The following is a 19,083-nucleotide window of genomic DNA, read 5'->3' as shown; positions in this document are numbered from 1 at the left end:
TAGGCGCCAGGGCGGCGTGTCATCGAGTCAATCCGGGTTTGCCCTGGACAATGACACCCCTTTTGAGTGGCAAGGCGACGGAATGATTGTCACTCCTTCGACTGAACCTCCCTCAGAAGCACACATCCTGTCTTCTGACTACCCCTCTGACACCTTGCCACCCGAACGAGTGGAACCCGCTGATGCGCCGGCCTTCACGCCCCCCGCGCCCTGACCGCCCAATGCGGGCTTTCCGCCACCCGAAGGTGCCTCGAATGATTCCAACGCCTCAAGAACGTCCTGGACACGGGAGATCTCCGCCTGAATGTCCTCGCGCCTGCGCACCAGGACCTCCAGCTCACGACGGCCCTCGTCGACCAGCCGCTCCGCCTCCGCCGTCGCCTCCGCGAGCACCTTCTCGGCCTGCCGCGACAGCTCCGCCTTCTTCGTCTCGGCCTCCTTGAGCAGCGCCTCGGCCTTGCGCACGGCCGCGATGCGGACCTTGCTCGCCTCGCTGCTCGCGTCCGACACCAGCTCCTTGGCCTTGGCCTCCGCCTCGGCGCTCTGCTCGGTCGCCGCGCGGACCAGCTTGTCCACGCGCTCGCCGGCCGACTTCATCTGCTCGGCCGACTCCCGGCGGGCACGCTCGTGCAGCTCCTCCACCTCGGACTCGACGCGGGAACGCAGCTCCTCCGCCCGCTCCCTTATGGCGGCCGCGTCCGTACGCGCGCCGACCAGCAGCTCGTCCGCGTCCGTCCGCGCCTTCTCCACCGTGGAGTTGCCCTCGACGGTCGCCTCCGCCGTGATGCGCGCCGCCTCCTTGCGGGCGGCGTCGACCATCGCGTCGGCCTGCTCCTCGGCCGCCGTGGTGGCGGCCAGCGCCTGCCGGCCCGCGTCCGCGGTCAGCTTGTCCGCCTCCGCGGCCGCCTCCGTGATGAGCCGGTCCACCTGCTCCGCGGCCTCCGTGCGCCGCTTGTTGGCCGCCTCACGGGCCTCGTCCAGCAGCCGCTCCGACTCCTCGCGCGTCTGCGTACGGGTGCGCTCGGCATCGGTCGCCGCCTCCGCCTTCACCCGCTCCGCCTCGGACCGGGTACGGGTCGCGTGCTCCTGCGCCGACGCCAGCGCCTCCGCGGCCTCCGCGCGCAGCCGCTCCGCCTCGGTGGCCGCCTCGGCGACCGTGCGCTCGTTGTCCTTGCGGGTCTGCTCGGTGAGCTTGTCCGCCTCGGACGCCGCCTCGGTGATGAGCCGGTCCGCCTGCTCGGCGGCCTCGGTGCGCAGCCGGTTGCCCTCGGCGCGCGCCTCGTCCAGGGTCTGCTCGGCGTCGCGCTCGGCGGTCTCCAGGGTCTCGTTGGCCGCGGCCGTGACGCGCTCCGCCTCCGCGGTGGCCTCGCCGATGATCCGGCCGCCCTCGGTGCGGGCCTCCTCCAGCGTCCGCGCCGCCTCCGCGACGAGCCGGTCGGCCTCCGCCGCGGCCTCGGCGACCGTGCGCTCGTTGGCCGCGCGGGTCTCCTCGACGAGCCGGTCGCCCTCCGCGCGGGAGTCCACCAGGATCCGCGCCGAATCGCGCTCGGCGGCGGCCAGGGTGTCGGCCGCCTGCGTCTTCAGGGCGGCGGCCCGCGCCTCGCCCTCCTCCAGGACCCGTGCGGCCTCGGCCATGAGGCGCTCGGCCTCGGCGGTCGCCTCGGCGACCGTGCGCTCGTTGTCCTTGCGGGTCTGCTCGGTGAGCTTGTCCGCCTCGGACGCCGCCTCGGTGATGAGCCGGTCCGCCTGCTCGGCGGCCTCGGTGCGCAGCCGGTTGGCCTCGCCGCGCGCCTCGTCCAGGGTGCCCGCGGCCTCGGCCCGGGTGGCCTCGGCCGCCTCGGCGGCCTCCGCGGTGAGCCGCTCGGCCTCCGCCCGGGCGTCGGCGACGGTCGCCGCGTTCGCCGCGAGGGTCTCCTCGGTGAGGCGCTCCGCCTCCGACTCGGCCTCGGCCACGATCCGGGCGCCCTCGGCGCGCGAGGCCTCCAGGGACTCCGCCGCCTCGCCGCGGATCCGGTTCGCGTCGTCACGGGCGTCCGCCCGGGTCCGCGCCGCGTCCCGCTCGGACGCCGCCAGGGCGTCCGTCGCCTCGGTGCGCACCCGCTGCGCGTACTCGGCCGTGTCGGCCCGCAGCTGCTCGGCCTCGGTGATCGCGTCGCCGACGGTCCGCGCCGCCAGCTCCTTCGCCGCGTCCGTCTCCACACGGGCCTCGCTGCGCACCCGGGCGGCGTCCTCGGCCGCGCGCTCGCGCTCCGCGTGGGCGTCGGCGCGGACCCGGTCCGCCTCCTCCTCCGCCTCGGTGCGGGTACGGTCCGCCGCGTGCTCGGCCGCGCTGCGCAGCCCGCTGATCTCCTCCTCGGCCTGCTCGTGCAGCCCGGCCACGGCGTCGCGTACCTGCTGCGCGGTGGCCTCGGCCGCCGCGACCAGCTCCGCCGCGCGGCGCTCCGCCTCCTCGGTCAGGCGCGCCGCCTCGGCCTGCGCCTCCTCCGAGCGCTTGCGGGCCTGCGCCAGCAGCTCCTCGTTCTGCTCACGGGCCTGCGCCCGCTCGTTGCCCGCGTCCGTCCGGGCCGCCGACAGGGTCTCCTCGGCCTCACGGCGGCGCCGCGCGGCCTCCTCCTGGGCGGCCGCCAGGGCCTCCGCGGCCTCCTCGGCGACCCGCTCGGCCGCCGCCTTCGCCTCGGCACGCAGCCGGTCAGCGGTCTCCTGCGCCTCGGTGCGCACCCGCTCGGACTCGGCCTCCGCCTCGGCGCGCAGCCGTACGGAGACCAGCTCGGCCTCCGCGCGGACCCGGCCCGCGTCCTGCGCGGCCTCGGAACGCAGCTGCTCGGACTCCGCCTCCGCCTGGCCCTGGAGGGTACGGATCCGCTCCGCCGCCTCGGCGCGCAGCCGGTCGTTCTCCTCGGTGGTCTCCCTGCGGATGTTCTCCGCCGCCAGGCGGGACTCCCGCAGCGTCTGCTCCGCCGACGTCAGCCGGGCCTCGGCGTCCGACTGCAGCCGGGCCAGCTCCGCGTCCGCCTCGGCGCGCTTCGCCGCCAGGGCCTGCTCGGTCTCCTCGCGGCGCGCCCGTACGGCGGCGTCCGTCTCGGCGGTCAGGGCCTCGGCCTGCTCCTCGGCCTCCGCGCGCAGCCGCTCGGCCTCCGCGCGGGTCCGCTCCAGGGTCTCCTCGGCCTGCCGGCGCAGGGTGGTGGCCCGCTCCACGGCCTCGGCACGGACCCGCTCGCTCTCGGCGGCGGCCCCGCCGCGGAGTTCGTCCGCGTCCGACTTGGCCTTGCCCAGCAGCTCCTCGGCGGTCCGGGCCGCCTCCTCGATCTGCTGCACCGCCTCGCGGCGGGCCTCGCCGCGGATCCGCTCGCCCTCGGCGACGGCCTCCGCGCGCAGCTGCTCGGCCTCGCCGCGCAGCCGCCGCGCCTCCTCCTGGAGTTCGACCGTGCGGGCCCGGTACTCCTCGGTGTCGTCCTTCGCGGCGCCCTTGAGCTCGTCGGCCGTGGCCGCGGCCTGGGCACGCAGCCGCTCTGCCTCGGTCTCCGCCTCGCGGCGGATCCGCTCGGCCTCCTCGGACGCGGCGCGGGTCGTCGCCCGGGCGTCCTCCGAAGCCTTGTTCAGCACGTCCTCGGCGGTGCGGGCCGCCTTCGCCAGCTGCGCCGCCGTGTCCTCGGCGGCGGCCGTACGGGCCTGCTCGCCGGCCTCCGTGCGCAGCCGCTCCGCCTCCGCGCGGGCATCGGCCAGCGCGTGCTCGGCCTCGGCCTTGAGGGCCTCGGCCTCCTTCGTGGCCTCGCCGACCAGCCGGGCGACCTGCTCCTTCGCGGTGCGGGTGCGCTGCTCGTTGACGGACTCCGCCGAGGCGAGCTGCCGGGCGGCGCTCTCCTTGGCCTCCGCGAGCAGCTTCTCCGCCTCGGCCCGGGCCGCGCGCAGCGCCCCGTCGGCCTCCTGGACGCGGGCCTCGGCGACCCGGCCGAGGTCCATGGTCTGCTGCCGGGTCTGCTCGGCCTCGGCGGTGGTGGTGCTGCGCAGCCGCTCCGCGTGCTCGGTGGCCTCCTGGGCCTGCGCGGAGGCGGCGGCCAGCAGCCGCTCGGCCTCCTTGCGGGCGCGCAGCAGCGCCGACTCGGCCTCGGCGCGCGCGGCCTCCGCGTCGGCGGCGAGCCGGCGGCGGGCCTCCTCGGCGGTCCGGGCGGCCTCGGCGCGGGCGGCGTTCAGCGCCTGCTCGGCCTCGGCGCGGGACTCCTCCATGAGCCGGCGGGCCTGGGACTCGGTCCGGGCGCGCAGCTGCTCGGCCCAGGCGACGTTCTCGTTGACGTGCGCCTCGACGGTCTGGCGGCGCTCGTTGAGCTCCTGGTCCAGGCGCTGGCGCCGGTTGACGGCCTCGGCGTGCAGCTCGGCCTGGAGGCGCGCCTGGTGTTCGGCGTGCTCCTGGAGGATCCGCTGGGTCTGCGCCCGGGCGTCGCGCAGTTCGCGCTCGGCGTCGGACCGCATCTGGTCGGCCTGCACCTGGGCGTTGCGCAGCAGCTGCTCCGCCTGGTAGCCCATGTCCGCGCCGTCGTAGGCAGGGCGGGACGCGAGCGCGCGCCGCACCTCATGCAGCTTGGCGCGCAGCACCTCGACCTGGTACCCGAGGTCCTCGGCGTGCTGGACGGCCTTCCCGCGCTCCTTCTTCAGCCGCTCCATCTCGGCTTCGAAGCGCGAGAGATGGTCGGCTTCGGCCTGATGGCTCTCCTGGCTTTCGTAGCCCCGCACAGCGCGGTCCCATCCGTCCCCTGGTCGCAAGCTCACTCCCAAATGAGCATCGCTCGCCCGCTGAACGACGCCCCCGGGGAATGGTGTCAGATGTCGGGGCAGGGCTAGCAGGCCCCGACCCCGTTCCGCACCGAACCCCGGCCGAGCCATGGCCACTCTACCGGCCGGGGAATGGGGACATCAGTGCGCTGCTGCCGGGCCGCCTCCGCCCGGCCGTCGAGCCGTCCTGATCGGCGTGCCCGTGACGCGCTGATCCGTGATGTCCGAATGAATCTTTCCGTGGGCGGGACACGGCGCCGTTGACGCGGTGCGCGCGGGCGCCGCGGGCCGGCGGGGCCCGGCCGACGGCCCCCGCCGCCCCCGCCGCCCCTGCCGCCCGTGCCGCCCCGGCCGGGTGGCCGGGCGCGGACGGCACACCACGGCCGGTGGTGTGCCGTGGCGCGAGCCGGTCACATCAGTGGCCGGCGGCGTCGGGGTCGGAGGTGACCAGCTCGGTGAGGACTCCGTGGCAGTCCTTGGGGTGGAGGAAGGTGATGCGGGAGCCCATGGAACCGGTACGGGGCTCGTCGTAGAGGACGCGGACGCCCTTGCCGCGGATGGCCGCCGCGTCGCCGTCGACGTCGGCGGTGCCGAAGGCGATGTGGTGCACGCCCTCGCCGTTCTTGGCCAGCCACTTGGCCACCGTGGAGTCCTCGCGGGTGGGCTCCAGGAGCTGGAGGTAGGAGGCCCCGCCGTCGGAGGTCTCGTTGATCTTGAGCATGGCCTCGCGGACGCCCTGCTCCTCGTTGACCTCGGTGTGGAACACCTCGAACCCGTACGTGGCACGGTAGAACTCGACGGTCTTGTCCAGGTCGAAGCAGGCGATCCCGATGTGGTCGATTCTTGTCAGCATGGGACCAGTGCACCGCCGAGGAGGGTCGTCACGCAACGTGCCAGCGATCACACCGACTGCCCGATGACTGCGCGGGTACTGCTCAGTACATTCGGGTAAACCCTCGTTCACTCCTCATCCTCAAGGGGCTGTGCCTCATGTCCGGAACGAACAACACCACCTCAGTGATCGTCGCCGGGGCCCGCACGCCCATGGGGCGGCTGCTCGGCTCGCTGAAGTCCTTCTCGGGTGCCGACCTCGGCGGCTTCGCCATCAAGTCCGCGCTGGAGCGGGCCGGGATCTCCGGCGACCAGGTCCAGTACGTGATCATGGGCCAGGTGCTCCAGGCCGGCGCGGGCCAGATCCCCGCCCGCCAGGCCGCCGTCAAGGCCGGCATCCCCATGAACGTGCCCGCGCTCACCATCAACAAGGTGTGCCTTTCGGGTCTGGACGCCATCGCGCTGGCCGACCAGCTCATCCGCGCCGGGGAGTTCGACATCGTGGTCGCGGGCGGCCAGGAGTCGATGACCAACGCACCGCACCTGCTGCCGAAGTCCCGCGAGGGGTACAAGTACGGCGCCATCGAGATGCTCGACGCGATGGCCCACGACGGCCTGACCGACGCCTTCGAGGGCATCGCGATGGGCGAGTCCACCGAGAAGCACAACACCCGCCTGGGCATCGAGCGCGCCCCGCAGGACGAGTTCGCCGCCGCCTCCCACCAGCGGGCCGCGGCGGCGCAGAAGAACGGCGTCTTCGAGGCCGAGATCACCCCGGTCGAGATCCCGCAGCGCAAGGGCGACCCGGTCGTCTTCGCCGTCGACGAGGGCATCCGCCCCGAGACCACGGCGGAGTCCCTGGGCAAGCTGCGCCCGGCGTTCGCCAAGGACGGCACCATCACCGCCGGCACCTCCTCGCAGATCTCCGACGGCGCCGCCGCCGTGGTCGTGATGAGCAAGGCGAAGGCCGAGGAGCTGGGCCTGGAGTGGCTGGCCGAGATCGGCGCCCACGGCAACGTGGCCGGCCCCGACAACTCCCTCCAGTCGCAGCCCTCGAACGCGATCCTGCACGCCCTGAAGAAGGACGGCCTGGAGGTCTCCGACCTGGACCTCATCGAGATCAACGAGGCCTTCGCGGCGGTCGCCGTGCAGTCAATGAAGGACCTCGGCGTGACCCCGGAAAAGGTGAACGTCAACGGCGGCGCCATTGCCCTGGGGCACCCGATCGGCATGTCCGGGGCCCGTGTGGTGCTGCACCTGGCGCTGGAGCTCAAGCGCCGAGGCGGCGGTACCGGTGCGGCCGCCCTCTGCGGCGGCGGCGGCCAGGGCGACGCCCTCGTGATCCGCGTCCCGAAGGCGTAGGGGCGAGCGCATGGCGACGGTGGACGTCCCCACGCTGGTGGCACAGGCCCGTGAGGGCCGGCCGCGGGCAGTGGCCCGGCTGATCTCACTGGTCGAGGGGGCGTCCCCGCAACTGCGCGAGGTGATGGCCGCCCTGGCCCCGCTGACCGGCGGCGCGTACGTGGTCGGGCTGACCGGCTCCCCGGGTGTCGGCAAGTCGACCTCGACGTCGGCGCTGGTCTCGGCCTACCGCGCGGCCGGGAAGCGCGTCGGCGTGCTCGCGGTCGACCCGTCCTCGCCCTTCTCGGGCGGGGCGCTGCTCGGCGACCGGGTCCGGATGTCGGACCACGCGTCCGACCCCGGGGTCTACATCCGCTCCATGGCCACCCGCGGGCACCTGGGCGGCCTCGCCTGGGCGGCTCCGCAGGCGATCCGGGTGCTGGACGCGGCCGGCTGCGACGTGATCCTCGTCGAGACGGTCGGCGTCGGGCAGTCCGAGGTGGAGATCGCCTCGCAGGCCGACACCTCGGTGGTGCTGCTGGCTCCGGGCATGGGCGACGGGATCCAGGCCGCGAAGGCGGGGATCCTGGAGATCGGCGACGTGTACGTGGTGAACAAGGCCGACCGGGACGGCGCGGACGCCACCGCCCGGGAGCTGAACCACATGCTGGGCCTGGGCGAGACCCGGGGGCCCGGCGACTGGCGGCCGCCGATCGTCAAGACGGTCGCGGCGCGCGGGCAGGGCATCGACGAGCTGGTCGAGGCGCTGGAGAAGCACCGGGCGTGGATGGACGAGCGCGGGGTGCTGGCCGAGCGCCGGTCGGCGCGGGCGGCGCGGGAGGTGGAGACCATCGCGATCACCGCACTGCGGGGGCGCCTGGCCGACCTGCGCGGGGACGCGCACCTGGACGCGCTGGCGGCCCGGGTGGCGGCCGGCGAGCTGGACCCGTACGCGGCCTCGGACGCGCTGCTGGAGAGCCTGACCGAGGGCTGAGGGGCGCGCGACGCGTGAGAGGGCGGGGAGCCTCGGCTCCCCGCCCTCTCACGTGTGTACGGCGCGTGCTCAGATCTTGCCGCGGTTGCCGCGCAGGTGCTCCGCGACCGGGCGCAGCGACTCGCGCAGTGCCTGGAGGGCCTCCGGCGGCAGCAGGTCGATGAAGTGCTCGCGGACGGACGCCACGTGGTGCGGGGCGACCTTGCGCATGGTCTCCATGCCCTCGTCCGTGAGGACCGCGTACAGGCCGCGGCGGTCGGACTCGCAGTTCACCCGGCGGACCAGGCCCGCGGTCTCCATGCGGGTGATCTGGTGGGAGAGCCGGCTCTTGGACTGGAGCGTGGCGGTGGCCAGGTCGCTCATGCGCATCCGCAGGCCTTCCGACTCCGAGAGGTTCACCAGGATCTCGTAGTCGTTGTTGGTGAGTCCGAAGGGCTGGAGATCCTTTTCCAGCTGGTGCATCAGCAGTCTGCTGACGTCCAGGTGGGTGCGCCAGGCGCACTGTTCGGCGTCGGTAAGCCAGCGGGTGGCCGTCTCGGTCTCCATCGTCTCCATGAAAGAACTCTACCTAAGAAGTTGAATTACGTACAAAAATAGGAAGATCGCATTCGGGCGGTGCGGGCCGCGGACCTCACAGCCCGAGACGCCGCTGGAGATCGCCCAGCTGCCCCGGCATCCGGGGCACGCCCAGCTGCCCCAGCGGACCCTGGCCGGCCCCCGGAACGCCCTGGGCGTTGCCGGTGGCCGCCCCGGCGCCCACCGCGCCCACCGACTGCTCGGCCATCAGCAGCTCGGTCGACTGCAGCAGGACCGTGCCCGCGCCGACGAACTCGAACTGGTGCTCCTCACCCGAGGTGCCGCCGATGCCGGTCAGCGAGCGCAGCCCGCCCATCACGCCCGACATGTAGCCGTGGTCGTAGTGGTGGCAGGGGGAGGGGCAGTCCGCCCAGCCCACCAGCGCCTGCGGATCGACACGCAGCGGCGGCTCCATGAACACCACCGGTCCATTGGACGCCGCGACGAACTTCCCGGTTCCGATCAGGGTCAGGAAGCCCGGGACGATCGACTGCTTGAGCGCCAGCGAGGGCTGGTACGCCAGCAGGTTCCCCGACCGGATGGTCAGGTTGCCGTTCTCCAGGTCGTACGAGTTCACGTCGAAGGCCCGGTCGGCCAGCAGCATCTTGCCCTGCCCCTCGGCCACCACCCAGTCACTGGCGTGCAGCGGCGAGTGGAAGCTGGTGCGCAGCAGGCGGTCGAAGCGGCCGTTGCCGATGCCGTTGAACTCGATGCGCCCGTAGTAGGCGATCATCTTGCCCTTCTGCAGGAACCACTGGCTCCCCTTGAGCTCCACGCAGAAGGTGTACGCGTTCACGTTGTCGTCGGAGGGCAGGCTGTGCGGGTCGAACACCGTCGGGCCGCCCGGGCCCGGGTTCACGGGGCCAAAGTTCACAGCTTCTCCTCCGAGGCCTGTACGTAGACCGCGCCCTGGCCGGACAGCTCCAGCTGGAACGCCTCGCCCGAGCCGCGCCCCACCATGTCCCGCCAGCCGAGCGCGGTGGAGAGCTTGTTCCGGACGTCCCCGTGGTGGGCCACGTACGCCTGCGGGTCGACGTGGACCGGCCGGTTCGGGGTGATGGGGAGCTCGATGACTCCGCCGTGGGCCATCACGGCGACCGCGCCGTGGCCCTTGAGGGTGGTGGTGAACAGGCCCTGGCCGGTCACCTGGCCGCGCACCATGCCCATGACCCCGCCCTGCGAGCCCATGAACATCGTGCCCTGCTGGAGGGTGCCGTCGAAGGCGAGCAGCCGGTCGGCCTCGACGTACAGGGTCTCGCCCTGGAGGTTGATCACCTGGATGTGGTGGCCGCCGTGGCCGAACATCACGGTGCCGCTGCCCTCGACCGTCATCAGCGGGGTCTGCTCGTTCGCCACCCGGCGCCCGATCATGCCCATGACGCCGCCCTGGCCGCCGGTGATGCTCGGGGTGAAGGAGACCTCGCCCCGGTAGGCGAGCATCGCCCCGCGCTGGCTGTACATCTTCTGCCCGGGGACCACCTGGGCCTCGACCATCTTCGAGTTGATCTCGCGGAACGGCATCAGACGTCACCCCCGATCGTGTTGCGCTCGCTCGGCTGGACGTACACCAGGCCCTCGCCCTCGAAGCGGATCTGGAACGCCTCGCCGGAGCCCTCGCCGATCAGGGTGCGGAAGTTGACCCCCGACTGGAAGGACTGCTGGAGGTTGCCCGTGTGCGCGATGTACGCGCCCGGGTCGACCGACAGCGGGTACTGGGAGCTGACGCGCAGCACCACCGCCGGCCCGTCGGACACGATCGCCGCCTGGCCGGAGCCCTCGACGGTCGTCGTGAAGAGCCCGTTGCCCGTGGTGGCGCCGCGCAGACCGGTGAAGGTCGTACCGGTGCGCAGGCCGGCGTCGGTGCACAGGAGGTTGCTGGACTCGACGTAGAGCTTCTCGCCGCGCAGGTTCACGAGGTTGATCTCGCTCGCGCGGTCGGCGAAGTAGCAGGTGCCGTGCCCCTGCACCTCCATCACGGTCATCTGTTCGCCGGTCAGCCGGCGGGTCACCATTCCGCGGAGGCCTTCGCCGCCGCCCGTCATCTTCTTGAAGGCCATCTGGCCGTCGTACGCGACCATGGCGCCGTTCTTCGCTTTCACGGCGTCACCGGTCAGGTCGACGGCGAGCACCTTGCTGCCTTGGAGTCTGAACTGAGCCACGGGGATGAAGGTATCGGCAGCGGGCCGGGGCGAACAGGGTCTGGTGGGCCGATATCCGCCACAATCGCCGGGCTTCGGGGGATCCGGGGCCCCGCGGGAAGATCGCGGAGAGCGGCTGACACACTGGGACGGACCCCAGGTACCCGGCCCCGAAGGTTCCACGTGGACATCAAGACCGCTTCCGCCCTGCACCGGCTGCGCCTCATCTCCGTTCCGGAGGCGCTGTCGTTCCCGGCCCTGCTGATCTTCGGCTCGCTGCTGAGCCGGGTATCGGACATCGACTACCTCATGATGCCGCTGGGCATCCTGCACGGGATCCTGTTCGTCATCTACGCGGTCTTCCTGCTGGACGTGTGGAACAAGGCGAAGTGGCCGGTCAAGAAGGTCGCCCTGTTCTTCGTGCTCGCGCTGCTGCCCTTCGGCGGGCTCTACGGCGACAAGCTGCTCAAGCGCGACGAGACCGACAGCGTCATCGCCGCCCGCGCGCGCCAGGCTGCGGACGCGTGATCGTCGCGTTCTCGGTGACCCCGCTGGGGGTCGGCGAAGAGGTCGGCGAGTACGTGGCCGACGCGGTCCGCGTCGTACGCGAGTCCGGGCTGCCGAACCGCACCGACGCCATGTTCACCACCGTCGAAGGCGAGTGGAACGAGGTCATGGACGTGGTGCGCCGCGCCGTGGCCGCCGTCGAGGAGCGGGCGCCCCGGGTCTCCTTCATCCTCAAGGCCGACATCCGGCCCGGCGTCACCGACAGCCTCACCTCGAAGGTCGAGACGGTGGAGCGGCACCTCTCCGAGGGCTGAGCCGGCCGCCCGCACTGTTTCCGGAAAGCGCCCCCCGCCCGCCGGCGGGGGGCGCTTTCCGCAGGCCCGGGACCCGCCCGGGTGCGGCCGGGCCCGCCGACCCGGCGGGGCCGGCCCGGGCCACGGCCGCGTCGTTCGTCGGCATCGAGCTGTACGAGGGGGTCGACCCGGAGGGCGCCGGGCTGGCGCTCACCGCGCTGGAGCAGCTGGCCGCGCTGGCCGCCGTCCTGGAGGGCCTCGGGCCGCTGACGCAGCGCGCCGTCCGCCACGGCCTCCGGCGGGGAACCCGGGGCTGACACCGCCGCCCGGCGGGGTGGGGTCAGCCGGCGGAGCCTGAGGCCAGGGCGATGCCCAGGGGGGTGCGTTCGTACAGGACGCGGTGGCCCTGGCGGAAGGGGACGAGGAGCCCCGCCGCCCGCAGGGCCTTCAGGTGCGCCGACACCGTCGAGGGGGCCAGGCCCAGCCGGTGCGCGAGGTCCGTGGTCGAGGCGGGCTCGTGCAGGGCGCACAGCACCTCCGCCCGGGCCCGCCCCAGCAGCCCCGCCAGGGCCCGCGGGGCCGGACCGGCCGCGGCCGTCCACAGCGCCCCGATGCCCCGGGCCGGGTACACCAGCGCCGGCTGCCACGGCGGGTCGAACCCGCCCACCACCTCCGGCCAGACGAAGGCGCTCGGCATCAGCAGCAGCCCCTGCCCGCCGAGTGCGCGGTCGTGGTGGGACGGGCGCTCGATGGTCAGGGTCTGCTCCTCCCCGTACCAGCGCAGGTCCGGGTGGAGCCCGTCGAGCAGCGCCTGGAGCCCGCCCGCCGCCAGCCGGCGCGAGTGGAACAGCACGTCCGCCTCCAGCAGGGCCCGCAGCCGGGTCCAGTGCGGGGCGATCAACACCTCCCAGGCCCGCTCGTACAGCTCGGCCAGCTCCCCCACCGCCCGCGCGGGATCCGCCAGCATCCGCCGCCCGATGTCGCTGTCCACCGCCCCCGGGGTGCAGACCAGGGCCCGCCGCAGGTCCTCGCGGGCGGCCTCCGGGTCACCGGCCGCCGCCCGCACCCGGGCCAGCTCCTCCCCGAAGGTGACGGACGGTCCGGCCGGCGGCGGGCTCAGCAGGTCCGGGTTGTGCCCCTTCCTCGGCATCAGCAGCCACAGCGGACGCAGGTCCAGGCCGGCCGCGGCGGACCGGACCCGGCTCAGCCAGGGCAGGTGGTACGCCTGCCGGTGCGGGCGCAGCAGGACCCGTACGGCCTCCTGCGTCTCCCAGAGCGGGGAGATCGCGAACCGGCACCGGAGCAGGTCGGCCGGACCGAACCGGTAGTGGAACGCCACGCAGCCCCCCGGGCCTCGCCGCCGGAAGATTCGGGCCGGGCCGAATCCCTAGGGCCGCCAGCGTAGCCCCGCCAGGGTTCGGGCCATGCCCACCGACAACGCGACCACCACCCCGGCCGCCGGGGACCCGGGCACGGGGTACCGCCCCCTGTTCCGCGTCCGCGAGTTCCGCGCCGTCTTCGCCGCGCACCTGCTGTCCCTGCTCGGCGTCGTCGTCGCCGAGATCTCCCTCACCGTCCTCGTCTACCGCGCCACCGGCTCACCCCTGCTGAGCGCGCTCACCTTCGCCCTCGGCTTCCTGCCGTACGCCCTCGGCGGCGTCCTGCTCGCCCCCTTCGCCGACCGGTACCCCGCCCGGCGGGTGCTCGTCGGGTGCGACCTGCTGTGCGCCGCCTGCGCGGCCGGCATGGTCTGGCCGGGGACGCCGGTCGCGGGGATCCTCGTACTGCGCTGCGCCATGGCCCTCGTCGCCCCCCTCTTCCAGGGCGCCCGCAGCGCCTCCCTCACCGACGTCCTCGGGACCGGCGAGGCCTTCGTCCTCGGCCGCTCGCTGCTGCGGATGGTGGCGCAGAGCGCTCAGCTCGCCGGCTTCGGCCTCGGCGGACTGCTGCTGGCCGCCGTCTCCCCGCGCGCGGCCATCGGGCTGACCGCCGCCGGGTTCCTCGCCTCCGCGCTGCTGCTGCGCCTGGGCACCCGGGCCCGGCCCGCCCGCGCCGCCGGTCCCGGCGCCGTGCGCGCCTCCCCGCTCGGCGGGCTGCGGGCCGTCCTCGGCGGGCGCCGGCTGCGGGCGCTCACCCTGCTGTGCTGGCTGCCGCCCGCCTTCGCCGTCGTGCCGGAGGCACTGCTCGCCCCGTACACCGAGGGCATCGGGGCCGGGACCGTCACCCTGGGGGTGCTGATGTGCGCGCTGCCCGTCGGCACCGTCGCGGGTGAACTCTGGGCGGGGTCGGCGCTCACCGCCCGAACGCGTTCGCGGATCACGGCGCCGCTGGCCGCCGCCTCCCCGCTCCCGCTCCTGCTGTTCGCCGTACGCCCCGGCCCGGCCGTGGTCCTGGTGGCGCTGCTGCTCGCCGGGCTGGCGCACGCCTACACCCTCGGGCTGGACCGGATGTACGTGGACGCCGTCCCCGACGAGCTGCGCGGACGGGCGATGACCCTGCTGAGCACGGGCCTGATGACCCTCCAGGGGGTCGGCATGGCCCTCGCCGGTGCCGCCGCCGAGCTCCTCCCCGCGCACGTCGTCGTCGCCGGTGCCGCCGCGCTCGGCACCGCGGTCGTGGTACTGCTCCTGGCCGAGGTGCGGCGGTCGAGGAATGAGACGGGGCTCGCGGTCAAATGACCGCCCGGTAGGGTCTGGTGGATGCCCAAGCCGCTCAGCCTCCCCTTCGACCCCATCGCCCGCGCAGACGAGCTCTGGCGGCAGCGCTGGGGGCCCGTGCCGTCCATGGCGGCGATCACCTCCATCATGCGCGCGCACCAGATCCTGCTGGCGGAGGTCGACGCGGTGGTGAAGCCGTACGGGCTGACCTTCGCCCGGTACGAGGCGCTCGTGCTCCTCACCTTCTCCCAGGCGGGCGAGCTGCCGATGTCGAAGATCGGCGAGCGTCTGATGGTCCACCCGACCTCCGTGACGAACACGGTGGACCGGCTCGTGAAGTCCGGCCTGGTCGACAAGCGCCCCAACCCGCAGGACGGCCGCGGCACGCTCGCGTCGATCACGGCGAAGGGCCGCGAGGTGGTCGAGGCGGCGACGAAGGACCTGATGGCCATCGACTTCGGCCTCGGCGTGTACGACTCGGAGGAGTGCGCGGAGATCTTCGCGCTGCTGCGCCCGCTGCGGGTGGCCGCCGCGGACTTCGACGAGAACTGAGTCACGGCGCCGGACCCGGCGCCGGACCCGGGGCCGCGTCAAGATCGCGCAAAACGGACGGTTAGGCTCGACGGCATGAAACGAAGCGTGCTGACCCGCTACCGCGTCATGGCCTACGTGACCGCGGTCATGCTCCTGATCCTCTGCGCCTGCATGGTGGCGAAGTACGGCTTCGACACCGGCGCCGGCCTGACCCTCGCGGTCTCGCAGGTCCACGGCGTGCTCTTCATGATCTACCTGGTCTTCGCCTTCGACCTGGGCTCCAAGGCCAAGTGGCCGTTCGGCAAGCTGCTGTGGGTGCTGGTCTCGGGGACCATCCCGCTGGCCGCCTTCTTCGTCGAGCGCGGCATCCGCGCCGAGATCGAGCCGCTGGTCACCGACGGCATGGCGACCGCCAAGGCCTGAGCGCCGCTGGGGTCCGACCGGATCCGGACACCCCCGGGGAGACTCCCCGGGGGTTTGCCATCGACATTTACTAGGACGTCCTAGTAAATTCATGGGTATGGACGCTGACGCCATCGAGGAGGGCCGCCGCCGCTGGCAGGCCCGGTATGACAAGGCCCGCAAGCGCGAGGCCGATTTCACGACGCTCTCCGGAGATGACGTCGACCCCGTCTACGGGCCCCGCCCCGGCGACTCCTACGAGGGGTTCGAGCGCATCGGCTGGCCGGGGGAGTACCCCTTCACCCGCGGTCTGCACGCCACCGGCTACCGCGGCCGGACCTGGACCATCCGGCAGTTCGCCGGCTTCGGCAACGCCGAGCAGACCAACGAGCGCTACAAGATGATCCTGGCCGCCGGCGGCGGCGGGCTCTCCGTCGCCTTCGACATGCCGACCCTGATGGGGCGCGACTCCGACGACCCGCGGGCGCTCGGCGAGGTCGGCCACTGCGGCGTCGCCATAGACTCCGCCGCCGACATGGAGGTCCTCTTCAAGGACATCCCGCTCGGCGACGTCACCACCTCCATGACCATCAGCGGCCCCGCCGTGCCCGCCTTCTGCATGTACCTGGTCGCGGCCGAGCGCCAGGGCGTCGACCCGGCCGTGCTCAACGGCACGCTCCAGACCGACATCTTCAAGGAGTACATCGCCCAGAAGGAGTGGCTCTTCGAACCCGAGCCGCACCTGCGCCTCATCGGCGACCTCATGGAGTACTGCGCGAACGGCATCCCCGCCTACAAGCCGCTCTCCGTCTCCGGCTACCACATCCGCGAGGCCGGGGCGACGGCCGCGCAGGAGCTCGCCTACACCCTGGCCGACGGCTTCGGCTACGTGGAACTCGGCCTCTCCCGCGGCCTGGACGTGGACCACTTCGCCTCCGGCCTCTCCTTCTTCTTCGACGCGCACCTCGACTTCTTCGAGGAGATCGCCAAGTTCCGCGCGGCCCGCCGCATCTGGGCGCGCTGGATGAAGGAGGTCTACGGGGCGAAGTCGGACAAGGCCATGTGGCTGCGCTTCCACACCCAGACCGCCGGCGTCTCCCTCACCGCGCAGCAGCCGTACAACAACGTCGTGCGCACCGCGGTCGAGGCCCTCGCGGCCGTCCTCGGCGGCACCAACTCCCTGCACACCAACGCCCTCGACGAGACCCTCGCCCTCCCCAGCGAGCAGGCCGCCGAGATCGCGCTGCGCACGCAGCAGGTGCTGATGGAGGAGACCGGCGTCGCCAACGTCGCCGACCCGCTGGGCGGTTCCTGGTACGTGGAGCAGCTCACCGACCGCATCGAGGCCGACGCCGAGAAGATCTTCGACCAGATCAAGGAGCGCGGCCTGCGCGCCCACCCGGACGGCCGGCACCCCATCGGGCCGATCACCTCCGGCATCCTGCGCGGCATCGAGGACGGCTGGTTCACCGGCGAGATCGCCGAGTCGGCCTTCCAGTACCAGCGCTCCCTGGAGAAGGGCGACAAGCGGGTCGTCGGCGTCAACGTCCACCACGGCTCCGTCACCGGCGACCTGGAGATCCTCCGCGTCAGCCACGAGGTGGAGCGCGAGCAGGTCCGCGTGCTGGCCGCCCGCAAGGAGCGCCGCGACGACGCCAAGGTGACGGCCTCGCTGAAGGCGATGCTGGACGCCGCCCGGGACGGGACGAACATGATCCCGGCCATGCTGGACGCGGTACGCGCCGAGGCCACGCTCGGCGAGATCTGCAACGTCCTGCGCGACGAGTGGGGCGTCTACACCGAGCCGGCCGGCTTCTAGCCCCCGGCGGCAGCGGACGCACAGCGGCCGGCCGTACCCCCGCGGTGGGGGTGCGGCCGGCCGCGCCGTGTTCTGCGGTGACGGGGCGCCGTCAGGCGCGGGCCGCGCCCTGGAGGCCGTGCATCAGGAGGGCGGTGAAGGCGCCCGCCCACAGCTCGTCCACCGGCTCGCAGCTCACCAGCGCCCGGTGCACCACCGTGCCCGCGATCACGTCGAAGATCAGGTCGGTGGTGTGGCGGGCCAGGGCCGCGTCCTCCTCGGGCGGGAGTTCGCCCCGGGCCTGGGCCCGTTCGCGACCCAGTACGACGAGACGTTTCTGCCGGTCCACGATCGCCGACCGGATCCGGTCCCGCAGCGCCTCGTCCCGGGTGGACTCCGCGACCACGGCCATCAGGGCCGTACGGGCCTCCGGGCGCCGCAGCAGCCGCGCGAACTGGAGCACCACGTCCTCGATGTCGGCTTCGAGCGAGCCCCGGTCCGGCAGCTCCAGCTCGTCGAACAGCTCCGCGACGGCGTCCACGACCAGCTCGTTCTTGCCCGCCCAGCGCCGGTAGAGGGTGGTCTTCGCGACCCCGGCGCGGGCCGAGACGTCCCCCATCGTCAGCTTCGACCAGCCCAGCTCCACCAGCGCGTCCCGGGTCGCCGCGAGGATCGCGGTGTCGGCGGCCGCGCTGCGGGGGCGGCCGGTACGGCCGTGCGGGGAGCTGACACCGGGGCTGGGGTTGCGCATGGCCGAGACCATACCCGTCGGTAGGGGAACCGGCGGGGGCCTGTTCGCTGTGGTTCAGATCACGGGGCGCGCGGGCTCCGGGGGAGTTACGCTACGGCTCGTAGCGTAAGAGCGACAACCACGCGAAGCTACTGGCGCCAGGTGGGGACCCGGCGCCGAACATCGCACAACGCAGGACGATCTTTCGGGATCCTTTTCGTCGGCGCGCGCACAAGGGGGAGGATGTACGCATGCAGCCCAGAAACATGTCCATGAGCGGCGTGGTCGACCTCGCCGCTGTGAAGGCGGCCGGCGAAGCCAAGGCCAAGGCCGAGCAGGCGCGCAGCGACGCGGCCCGGCAGGGCGGCGGCGCGGGCAGCGCGCCCGGCGGCGCCGTACCGCCGTCCGCCCTCGTCTTCGACGTATCCGAGGCGGGCTTCGAGCGCGACGTGCTCCAGCTCTCCAACGAGGTTCCGGTCGTCCTCGACTTCTGGGCCGAGTGGTGCGAGCCGTGCAAGCAGCTCGGCCCGCTGCTGGAGCGTCTCGCCGTCGAGGCCGACGGCCGTTTCGTACTGGCGAAGATCGACGTCGACGCCAACCAGATGCTGATGCAGCAGTTCGGCATCCAGGGCATCCCGGCCGTGTTCGCCGTGGTCGCCGGCCAGGTGCTTCCGCTGTTCCAGGGCGTGGCGCCCGAGCAGCAGATCCGCGAGACCCTGGCCCAGCTGGTCCAGGTCGCCGAGGAGCGCTTCGGCCTCATCGGCCTCCAGGTCGACCCCGGCGCCGAGGGTGCCCCGGCGGCCCCCGCCGCGGTTCCGGCGGGTCCGTACGACGCGCTGCTGGAGGCGGCCGTCGTCGCGCTGGACGCGGGCGACCTGGCCGGTGCGGTGCAGGCGTACAAGAACGTACTGGCCGACGACCCGGCGAACACCGAAGCGAAGCTGGGCCTGGCCCAGGCCGAGCTGCTGTCCCGGGTGCAGCACATGGACCCGCAGACGGTGCGCGCCGAGGCCGCCTCGAACCCGAAGGACCCGGCCGCGCAGATGGCCGCGGCCGACCTGGACCTCGCGGGCGGGCACGTGGCGGACGCCTTCGGGCGCCTGGTGGATACGGTCCGGGTGACTTTCGGTGACGACCGGGACGCGGTACGGGTCCGGCTGCTGGAGCTGTTCGACGTGATCGGCGCGGACGACCCGCGGGTCTCGCAGGCCCGTACGGCGCTGGCGCGGGTGCTGTTCTAGCCGTACTCCGGTTGCGTGTGCCGCCACCGGCGATTTGTTGACACGGAGATAAACAGCGGCCGCGTTTTGCCAAAACTTGGTAATCGCGGCCGCTGTTACTCGCAGTAAATCGAACCCCGTGAACTGTCCGGTTGGTTCGTTCTTCACCCCTTCTGTCGTGGCCCAGGGTGACACCCTGTGTGGCCGTGCGATGCCACCGGGACAGACTCCGGTTATCCAGCCGTTACCCGCCAGTAACGAACCCCCTTGTGCCCCGGCCGGGAATGGACCACGA

17 protein-coding genes are annotated in these 19,083 nt (G+C 73.1%); 9 read left to right on the top strand and 8 right to left on the bottom strand.

The window, feature by feature from the left end:
- Positions 1-138 precede the first annotated feature (138 nt).
- Together scy and mce are read right to left on the bottom strand one after the other, a co-directional pair.
- The gene (gene scy, locus ACZ518_RS01760) at positions 139-4,728 is read right to left on the bottom strand and encodes a polarized growth protein Scy (RefSeq protein ID WP_469111058.1); all 4,590 of its coding nucleotides are present in this window, start codon (positions 4,726-4,728) and stop codon (positions 139-141) included.
- Positions 4,729-5,182: 454 nt separating this feature from the next.
- Positions 5,183-5,620 carry a methylmalonyl-CoA epimerase gene (mce, locus tag ACZ518_RS01755; RefSeq protein WP_469111057.1) on the bottom strand — a complete coding sequence of 146 codons (438 nt, stop codon included), beginning with the start codon at positions 5,618-5,620 and terminating at the stop codon, positions 5,183-5,185.
- Positions 5,621-5,757: 137 nt separating this feature from the next.
- Between mce and ACZ518_RS01750 the strand changes: the two genes are divergently transcribed.
- Together ACZ518_RS01750 and meaB are read left to right on the top strand one after the other, a co-directional pair.
- Positions 5,758-6,960 carry an acetyl-CoA C-acetyltransferase gene (locus ACZ518_RS01750; protein WP_469111056.1) on the top strand — a complete coding sequence of 401 codons (1,203 nt, stop codon included), beginning with the start codon at positions 5,758-5,760 and terminating at the stop codon, positions 6,958-6,960.
- A 10-nt stretch (positions 6,961-6,970) separates the two neighbouring features.
- A complete protein-coding gene (gene meaB / locus ACZ518_RS01745; RefSeq protein ID WP_469111055.1) occupies positions 6,971-7,933 on the top strand; it encodes a methylmalonyl Co-A mutase-associated GTPase MeaB in 963 nt (320 codons plus the stop codon).
- Positions 7,934-8,002: 69 nt separating this feature from the next.
- Here meaB and ACZ518_RS01740 read toward each other — a convergent pair whose 3' ends face one another.
- From ACZ518_RS01740 to ACZ518_RS01725, 4 genes are all read right to left on the bottom strand, one after another.
- Positions 8,003-8,479, bottom strand: a complete 477-nt coding sequence (locus ACZ518_RS01740; protein ID WP_405983000.1) for a MarR family winged helix-turn-helix transcriptional regulator — start codon at positions 8,477-8,479, stop codon at positions 8,003-8,005.
- Positions 8,480-8,564: 85 nt separating this feature from the next.
- Positions 8,565-9,383 (bottom strand): AIM24 family protein, encoded by an 819-nt coding sequence (locus ACZ518_RS01735; protein WP_469111054.1) that lies wholly within the window; start codon positions 9,381-9,383, stop codon positions 8,565-8,567.
- The gene (locus tag ACZ518_RS01730) at positions 9,380-10,030 is read right to left on the bottom strand and encodes an AIM24 family protein (RefSeq protein WP_042801807.1); all 651 of its coding nucleotides are present in this window, start codon (positions 10,028-10,030) and stop codon (positions 9,380-9,382) included. Before ACZ518_RS01730 ends, ACZ518_RS01735 begins: the two co-directional genes overlap by 4 nt.
- Positions 10,030-10,668, bottom strand: coding sequence for an AIM24 family protein (locus tag ACZ518_RS01725; RefSeq protein WP_469111053.1), 639 nt, complete (start codon positions 10,666-10,668; stop codon positions 10,030-10,032). Before ACZ518_RS01725 ends, ACZ518_RS01730 begins: the two co-directional genes overlap by 1 nt.
- 162 nt (positions 10,669-10,830) lie before the next feature.
- Here ACZ518_RS01725 and ACZ518_RS01720 point away from each other — a divergent pair, with 162 nt between their 5' ends.
- Entirely contained in the window at positions 10,831-11,175 is a 345-nt protein-coding gene (locus tag ACZ518_RS01720; protein WP_427713015.1) for a DUF3817 domain-containing protein, read from the top strand.
- The gene (locus ACZ518_RS01715) at positions 11,172-11,468 is read left to right on the top strand and encodes an MTH1187 family thiamine-binding protein (RefSeq protein ID WP_469111052.1); all 297 of its coding nucleotides are present in this window, start codon (positions 11,172-11,174) and stop codon (positions 11,466-11,468) included. The genes ACZ518_RS01720 and ACZ518_RS01715 overlap by 4 nt, the downstream gene beginning before the upstream one ends.
- A gap of 319 nt (positions 11,469-11,787) precedes the next feature.
- Here ACZ518_RS01715 and ACZ518_RS01710 read toward each other — a convergent pair whose 3' ends face one another.
- Positions 11,788-12,786: an ArsR/SmtB family transcription factor gene (locus tag ACZ518_RS01710; protein ID WP_469111051.1), complete on the bottom strand. Its 999-nt coding sequence runs from the start codon at positions 12,784-12,786 to the stop codon at positions 11,788-11,790.
- An 85-nt stretch (positions 12,787-12,871) separates the two neighbouring features.
- Between ACZ518_RS01710 and ACZ518_RS01705 the strand changes: the two genes are divergently transcribed.
- The 4 genes from ACZ518_RS01705 to ACZ518_RS01690 all read left to right on the top strand — a co-directional run bounded on the left by ACZ518_RS01705 (position 12,872) and on the right by ACZ518_RS01690 (position 16,859).
- Entirely contained in the window at positions 12,872-14,125 is a 1,254-nt protein-coding gene (locus ACZ518_RS01705; RefSeq protein ID WP_469111050.1) for an MFS transporter, read from the top strand.
- Positions 14,126-14,146: 21 nt separating this feature from the next.
- Positions 14,147-14,656, top strand: coding sequence for a MarR family winged helix-turn-helix transcriptional regulator (locus tag ACZ518_RS01700; RefSeq protein WP_469111049.1), 510 nt, complete (start codon positions 14,147-14,149; stop codon positions 14,654-14,656).
- A 75-nt stretch (positions 14,657-14,731) separates the two neighbouring features.
- Positions 14,732-15,061 (top strand): DUF3817 domain-containing protein, encoded by a 330-nt coding sequence (locus ACZ518_RS01695; protein ID WP_125816181.1) that lies wholly within the window; start codon positions 14,732-14,734, stop codon positions 15,059-15,061.
- A gap of 97 nt (positions 15,062-15,158) precedes the next feature.
- Complete coding sequence (locus ACZ518_RS01690) at positions 15,159-16,859, top strand: acyl-CoA mutase large subunit family protein (protein ID WP_469111048.1); 1,701 nt, start codon at positions 15,159-15,161, stop codon at positions 16,857-16,859.
- 91 nt (positions 16,860-16,950) lie between these two features.
- On the opposite strand, the gene ACZ518_RS01685 is transcribed toward ACZ518_RS01690, so the two are convergent.
- Positions 16,951-17,589 (bottom strand): TetR/AcrR family transcriptional regulator, encoded by a 639-nt coding sequence (locus ACZ518_RS01685; RefSeq protein WP_469111047.1) that lies wholly within the window; start codon positions 17,587-17,589, stop codon positions 16,951-16,953.
- Between the two features lie 230 nt (positions 17,590-17,819).
- Between ACZ518_RS01685 and ACZ518_RS01680 the strand changes: the two genes are divergently transcribed.
- Positions 17,820-18,809 (top strand): tetratricopeptide repeat protein, encoded by a 990-nt coding sequence (locus ACZ518_RS01680; protein WP_469111046.1) that lies wholly within the window; start codon positions 17,820-17,822, stop codon positions 18,807-18,809.
- Positions 18,810-19,083 lie beyond the last annotated feature (274 nt).

The sequence above is a fragment of the Streptomyces sp. NPDC033966 genome, assembly GCF_055575955.1.
Note: the sequence above shows the minus strand (reverse complement) of the source record. Positions and strands in the feature narration are given on the sequence as shown.